Origin of the sequence: Candidatus Dormiibacter sp. (assembly GCF_050999135.1) — a bacterium.
Classification (GTDB): domain Bacteria; phylum Chloroflexota; class Dormibacteria; order Dormibacterales; family Dormibacteraceae; genus Dormiibacter; species Dormiibacter spiritus.
In genome coordinates this window covers 42,896-49,063 of the sequence record NZ_JBPCPN010000039.1, presented here as the reverse complement: position 1 = coordinate 49,063, position 6,168 = coordinate 42,896, and the positions used below count along the sequence as shown (strand labels likewise).

Below are 6,168 nucleotides of genomic sequence, written 5' to 3'. Positions count from 1 at the left end.
GGAGCCGCGTAGCCGGCGACGAGGGCGAGCCGCCGTGGCCTGGTTCCCAAGCCGTGCCGGTGAAGCACCTTGAGTACGCCAGAGGCCGAGACGCTGAGCTCTCCCAGCGGGTTCGGCTGAGCCAGCTGGGCGGCCAGGCGGCGCGGCCCGAGTCCGGGCTGAGCGAGTGCCAAGGTGATGATCTTTTGCTCGGTCCAGACCGGCAACTGGTTGGGCATCCGGGGCAAGCGCCGCTCCCGCGGCCGCAGGATTTCCAAGCCATTGCGCAATACTTGCCGGCGCCAGCGATAGTAAGTCGAGCGGTGGATTTTGAAGTCACGACAGGCCTGGCTGACGCCGACCCGCTCGACATGGGCGAAGAGAGCAACGCGGTTCAGGTAGAACCGGTCATCCTTAGTCATGGCGACCCCTCCTGAGTGGTTTGAGCACCCATAGGATGGGGTCGTCCTACGTCCTGGCGCTACCTCCCAGGTGTCGCCTGATCTTGTGAGCCGTTCAACCTAGAGTGTCCGGTCCTCCAGATCTTGAGAAGCCGAGCAGGCATTTTGCGTCCTCCCCCCGCAGGCGGGGGAGGCTCGGAGGGGGGCGTCAGCGGCCCGCCTTGCCCCCGCCACTCTGTGGTGAGACCCTTGCGTCCAAGATCCGTCAAACCCCTCTCGAGCGCCCAGGAGCTGCAGCGAGATGCCCAGGACCGAAATGGCGGCTCTGGTCCAAGCTGCAATCCAAGGCCCCCCACCTGCCTCCCCCCGGGGCGGGGGGAGGACGACCTCAACCAAGAGCGTCTCAGCTACTCGCGGACCGGACAACCTAGAGCGGCTGAGTTGAGCACGCTGGTGCAGGCGACTAGCTGAAAGAGGTGTCGAGGAAGAGCCGGGCGGCTTGCAGGTATACCTCGGCCGAGCTGGTGAGGTCCTCCAATTCGACGTACTCGTCCACCTGATGGGCTATCCACTTGCCGCCGGGACCGTCGGTGACGATGGGCACCTGGGCGTCGCGCCAGAGGATGGTGCCGTCGGTCGCGCCCGGCACTCCGCCGAAGACCGGCGGTCGGCCGTGAACGCGCTCGTGAGCTGCGGCGAGCGCGCGCACGAGCGGATGGTCAGGCGGCGTTTCCGTGGGCGGCCTGTCATCGATCACGGTGAGAGTCACATCAGGCGGGCACATCGCGCGCAGCCTGGCGATCAGCTGGTGGTGGTTCACCTCCGGCGTCGTCCTCACGTCAAGCGCGGCCCAGGCGGCGCCGGGGATCACATTGATCTGCTCAGGATCGCCTGCGCGAAAGACAGTCGGGGTGATGTAGTTCCAGCCCAGCAGCGGATGCTCGCCGTGCTCTTTCTGCAGCTCCGCCTGCAGGTCGGCGCAGCCGGCGAGGAAGCTCAGCAGCGCGGGGATCGGATTGCGGCCGTGCTGCGGCATGGCGCCGTGCGCCATCCGGCCGCGGGCGTCGACGCGGATCCGGATCGCGCCTTTCTGGGCGATGCAGAGCTCCCGCCCCTCCGGCTCGCAGACGATGGCAGCGTCCACCTGCGCGGCATGACCGCGGCGGACGAAGTCCTTGACGCCCAGCATCATGCCCTCCTCGTCGGCTAGAGCCGCGACGATGATCCGACCGGGGAAGTCGTGCTCGGTGAGCGCTTTGGCCGCAAACAACATCGCCCCCACACCAGCCTTCATGTCGGCTGAACCACGGCCGTAGAGCTTCCCGTCGATGATCTCAGCGCCGAAAGGATCGCGGGTCCAGCGCGAGCGGTCGCCCTCGGTCACGACGTCGGTGTGGCCTTCGAACAGCAGCGTGCGGCCCGGCCGCTGTCCCTCCAACACGGCCATGACGTTGGGCCGGCCCGGAGCGGCCTCCTCGACGACGGGCTGCCAGCCAAAACTGCGCATGGTTTCGGCCACGAGGTCAGCGGCGAGCTTCTCGTTGAGGCCGCGTACGGGGTCGTGCACGCTGGGGATTTTGACCAGCTCCTGCGTGAACCGGATCAGCGCCGCGTGGTCGATTTCTGGCACAGGCCGAGTCTAGGTGCCTGCATCAGGACGAGATATGGAGAGCTCGCACGTCCGATCTCAGCCGCGCTGGGTGGCGAGCCAGGCGACAATCGGCAGGTGGTGATCGAGCGGCTGCTGGCGCTGTCCCCGCCCCAGGAGTTGCGGCGGGGCCGATAATCGGCGAAGCTCGAGATGGCTGGGCAAATCTCTCCCGACGGGCGGTGGTGGTGGGATGGCCGGCAGTGGCAGCCCTATGGACTGCCGCCCGGCTCGCCGGCGACGCGCCGGGTGCCGACGGCCTGGACGCGGCCGCTCCAGATCGCCATCATCGCCCTGCTGGTGGTGGGCCTGATCAACGGGGTAGCAGTGCTGTTCTGGCTGCCAGACTATATGCAGGCGGCGATGAACGCCAGCATCGACCGCCAAGCCCAGCTCAGTCCCAACCTCGACCCGGCGCAGGTCGAACAGATTCGTCAGCAGACCCGGCAGCTGGCACAGATGATCTTCACGGTTTCGCTCGGAGTAGGAATCGTCTTGGCCCTTGCGTATTTCGCTCTCGCCACCATCGGCACGCTGCATCGCTGGACATGGTGGTTCTGGGTCCAGCTGGTGCTGGCGGGTCTGGCCGTGTTGTCTCTGCCCCAAAACGTGCTGGCGCTGAGTGGACGCACTATACGGGCCAGCCCCAGCGCACCGCCGTTGCACGTGCCCGTCGCCAGCGCAGCCGTCAACGTCCTGCTCGCGCTGGCCTGGCTGGCCGTGTTCATCTGGATGATAGTGGCCTACCGACGGTTCGGCCCTTGGGCTTGCCGTCGCGTCCCCGGCTGAGCGTGGCTGCCTTCGCCTCGACCTCCTGACCGGCGCCCTTAGCGCGGGCGCCTGCCGCGGGCGATGGCCGATTCGGCCGCTATGGGCAACTAGGTAGCCTCAGCAGGTGACGATCACGGATGTGGCTGGCGTGCGAGTGGGCCACTGGTCTGATCAGGAGGCCATGACCGGCTGCACTGTGGTCCTCTTCCAACCCGAGGGAGCTGTGGCGGGAGTCGACATCAGAGGTTCGGCGCCGGGCACGAGGGAGACCGACCTGCTCCGGCCGGGCCGCCTTGTCGAGCGCATCCATGCTCTCGCCCTCTGTGGCGGATCCGCTTTCGGACTGGCCGCCGTGGAGGGCGTGATGCGCTTCTTGCGTGAGCGCAAGGTGGGCGTTGACACCGGGCCGGCGCTGGTTCCCATAGTGCCCGCGGCTGTCATCTTCGATCTCAATTCGGGCCGGCCGGAGGCCTTTCCCGCGGCCGAAGCAGGCTACGCGGCCTGCCTCGACGCCGAGCGCGGCGAGCCTCTGCGCTGCGGGCGTGTCGGAGCGGCCACAGGCGCCACCGTCGGCAAGCTGTTCGGCTTCGAGCACTCCCAGCCCGGCGGCTGCGGCTCCGCAGCGCTCACGATCCCTGGCGGTGCAATGGTGGGGGCACTCGCCATCGTCAACGCTCTCGGCGACATCGTCGAAGGCGAGCGAATCATCGCCGGCGCCCGGGCTGACGGGCGCTTCCTCGACAGCTGGCGCACGATGCTGAGCGGCGAGCGCCTGCCCCGGCCATTCCCGGCCTCCAATACGACGCTGGGTGTGATTGCCACCGATGCCAGGCTGGACAAGGCGCAGTGCCAGAAGCTGGCCGAGGTCGGCCATGACGGCATGGCGCTGGCCATCCGGCCGGTCCACACGATGTTCGACGGTGACACCGTCTTCGCTGTGAGCACTGGTGACAAGGCCGCCGATCTGAACCTGCTCAGCGCGGCGGCGGTGGACGTGATGGCGCGCGCCATTCGGGGAGCCGTGGGAGCTGATGGCTGACGCCCGTCACTCAGCCTTTCTGAACATGCTGGCGACCCTGCACGAGCGGCATCTGGTTGGCGTTCCCGATCGCACCGAGCTGTGGCTCGTGCGCCACGCGGACGCCTACGCCGGCCTGGAGCAGCTGAACGACGGGTTGATCGACCCCGCGCTTTCGGTTGAGGGAGAGGCGCAGGCTGCGCTGTTGACAGCCCGGCTGGCGCCGGTCCACTTCGATGAGATCTGGGCCAGCGATCTCCGCCGGGCGGTTGCCACCGCGCACGCGGTGGCGGTGGGCAGGGGCCTGGAAGTCCAGACCGATGAGCGGTTGCGGGAAGTGCGCACCTACTGGGATGAGGGCCGGATCGAGGCGCTGGGTGACCCGCAGGAGTACCCCTTCCCGGAGCCGATGGCCCAGGTTGCCGCCCGCATGCGAGAGGCCCTGGATTGCATAGTCAAGCGCCTCGAGGCTTACGACAGTCAGCCGCGGCGGGCAGTCGTCGCCAGCCACAACGCAGCCATCTCGCTTTTTCTCCACAGCCTGCTCGGACTGGAGTGGCCGCAGCTGCGAGTGATGCCGCAGTTCACGAGTCTCAGCGTCGTCGCCGCCAAGGATGGGCGATATGTGGTTCAGTCCATCGCTGACGCGACTCACCTGAGTGGCATGCCGCTGGACTGAGCTCCCCGACGAGGGCCAGGGTGTAATGCTCGCCTGGGTTGGGGCGTTCACTCCGCAGTGAACCGGCGCCAGTTTCTCCGTACAGTCGGATGGGGGGTCGTCTCAACGCCCGTTTTGTTGACCCTGCTGACGAGCTGTGCCGGGCCGGGGGCCGGGCAGCCACCGCGGACCAGCCCCGGCCGGCCGTCACCGACTCCGAAGCGGCCGCCGAATGAGGCGGATTGGAACGCGCTGAAGCAGGCACTGTCCGGAGGCCTGCTGAGGCCGGGTGATTCCGGCTACGACAGCGCGCGCCTGCTCTACAACCAGCAGTTCGATTCGGTGCGGCCGGCCGCTCTGGCGCGCTGCCGAGCCGAAGCCGACGTGCAGTCAACTCTCAGCTTCGCCGGCCGGTTTGCGGTGGGGCTGGCGGTTCGCTCAGGCGGCCACAGTTATGCCGGCTATTCGACCGGCGAGGGCCTGGTCCTGGACCTGAGTTCGCTCAACTCGGTAAACGTCGACGCTGCGCAGAACACAGCCACCATCGAACCGGGCGCCACGCTGATTGATGCCTACGCGAAGCTGGCCTCGACGGGCCTGGCATTGCCTGGCGGTTCCTGCCCGACTGTCGGCGTCGCCGGGCTGGCGTTGGGTGGAGGCGTTGGCGTGTTGGGCCGCAAGTACGGGCTGCTCTGCGACAACCTGCTATCGGCCCGCGTGGTGACCGCCGACGGCCGGGTGCTTAACTGTGACGCCAGCCATGAGCCAGACCTGTTCTGGGCGCTGCGCGGCGGGGGTGGCGGCAACTTCGGGGTAGTCACATCCTTCACGTTCCGGGTCTTCCGACAGGCGAGCGTCGCCACCCTCTACCTGGAGTGGCCCTGGAGCTTGGCCGGGCAGGTGGTCACGGCGTGGCAGTCATGGGCGCCGGGCGCGCCCGACGAACTGTGGTCCAACTGCGTCCTGGGCGCGAAGGCTGAGAAGGGAGCCGCGCCCTCCGTCTCCGTGAGCGGTGTGTACTGCGGCGGCTCCTCGGCGCTGAACCCGCTGGCTGCCGACCTGGTCAGGAGGATCGCCGCCCCGCCAACGGCGCGATCGCTCGCCGATCGGCAGCTTCTGCCCGCGATGCTGCTCGAGGCAGGCTGCTTCGGCAAGACTGTGGAGCAGTGCCAGCTGGCGGACGACTCCGCTCAGGGGACGCTGAAACGGGAGGCCTTCAGCGCGCGGTCCGACTACTTCAACCGGCCCCTGCCCCAGGCGGGAGTCGACCTGCTGGTCGGGGCGATCACCAGGCGCCAGGCGGATCCTGCCCTGGCCGCCGCCGGGATAGGACTTGACGCCTATGGTGGCGCGATCAATCGGATGGCGCCTGAGGCCACGGCCTTCGTACACCGAACCGCCAGCTTCTCCGCCCAGTACGACGCCTACTGGCCCGCCTCGGCGGGAAGCGCCGGCCTCGCGGCCAACCGCCGCTGGCTGGGCGACCTCTGGCAGTCGCTGCGGCCCTATACCAGCGGTAAGGCGTATCAGAACTACATCGACCCCGAGCTGAGCGACTGGTCGAACGCCTACTACGGCGCCAATCTTGCCCGCTTGCGGAAGGTCAAGGCAGCTTACGACCCGAACGGACTGTTCCGCTTCTCCCAGGCGATCCCGGCGCCGGGATAGCTCGATGTTTCAAGCTTCGCAATGG

The 6,168-nt window shown here is 67.9% G+C and carries 6 protein-coding genes; 4 read left to right on the top strand and 2 right to left on the bottom strand.

Annotated elements, in window-relative coordinates:
- A partial coding sequence (locus ACR2MZ_RS10285; RefSeq protein ID WP_434004954.1) for a helix-turn-helix domain-containing protein occupies positions 1 to 401 on the bottom strand: 401 nt, incomplete at its 3' end.
- 442 nt (positions 402 to 843) lie between these two features.
- Positions 844 to 2,010: a M20 family metallopeptidase gene (locus ACR2MZ_RS10280; protein ID WP_434004953.1), complete on the bottom strand. Its 1,167-nt coding sequence runs from the start codon at positions 2,008 to 2,010 to the stop codon at positions 844 to 846.
- Positions 2,011 to 2,181: 171 nt separating this feature from the next.
- Here ACR2MZ_RS10280 and ACR2MZ_RS10275 point away from each other — a divergent pair, with 171 nt between their 5' ends.
- The 4 genes from ACR2MZ_RS10275 to ACR2MZ_RS10260 all read left to right on the top strand — a co-directional run bounded on the left by ACR2MZ_RS10275 (position 2,182) and on the right by ACR2MZ_RS10260 (position 6,143).
- Complete coding sequence (locus ACR2MZ_RS10275; RefSeq protein WP_434004952.1) at positions 2,182 to 2,817, top strand: hypothetical protein; 636 nt, start codon at positions 2,182 to 2,184, stop codon at positions 2,815 to 2,817.
- Positions 2,818 to 2,923: 106 nt separating this feature from the next.
- The gene (locus tag ACR2MZ_RS10270) at positions 2,924 to 3,838 is read left to right on the top strand and encodes a P1 family peptidase (protein WP_434004951.1); all 915 of its coding nucleotides are present in this window, start codon (positions 2,924 to 2,926) and stop codon (positions 3,836 to 3,838) included.
- On the top strand, positions 3,831 to 4,496 hold the full coding sequence (locus ACR2MZ_RS10265) for a histidine phosphatase family protein (protein WP_434004950.1): 666 nt from the start codon (positions 3,831 to 3,833) through the stop codon (positions 4,494 to 4,496). The genes ACR2MZ_RS10270 and ACR2MZ_RS10265 overlap by 8 nt, the downstream gene beginning before the upstream one ends.
- A 117-nt stretch (positions 4,497 to 4,613) precedes the next feature.
- Complete coding sequence (locus ACR2MZ_RS10260) at positions 4,614 to 6,143, top strand: FAD-binding oxidoreductase (RefSeq protein ID WP_434004949.1); 1,530 nt, start codon at positions 4,614 to 4,616, stop codon at positions 6,141 to 6,143.
- Positions 6,144 to 6,168 lie beyond the last annotated feature (25 nt).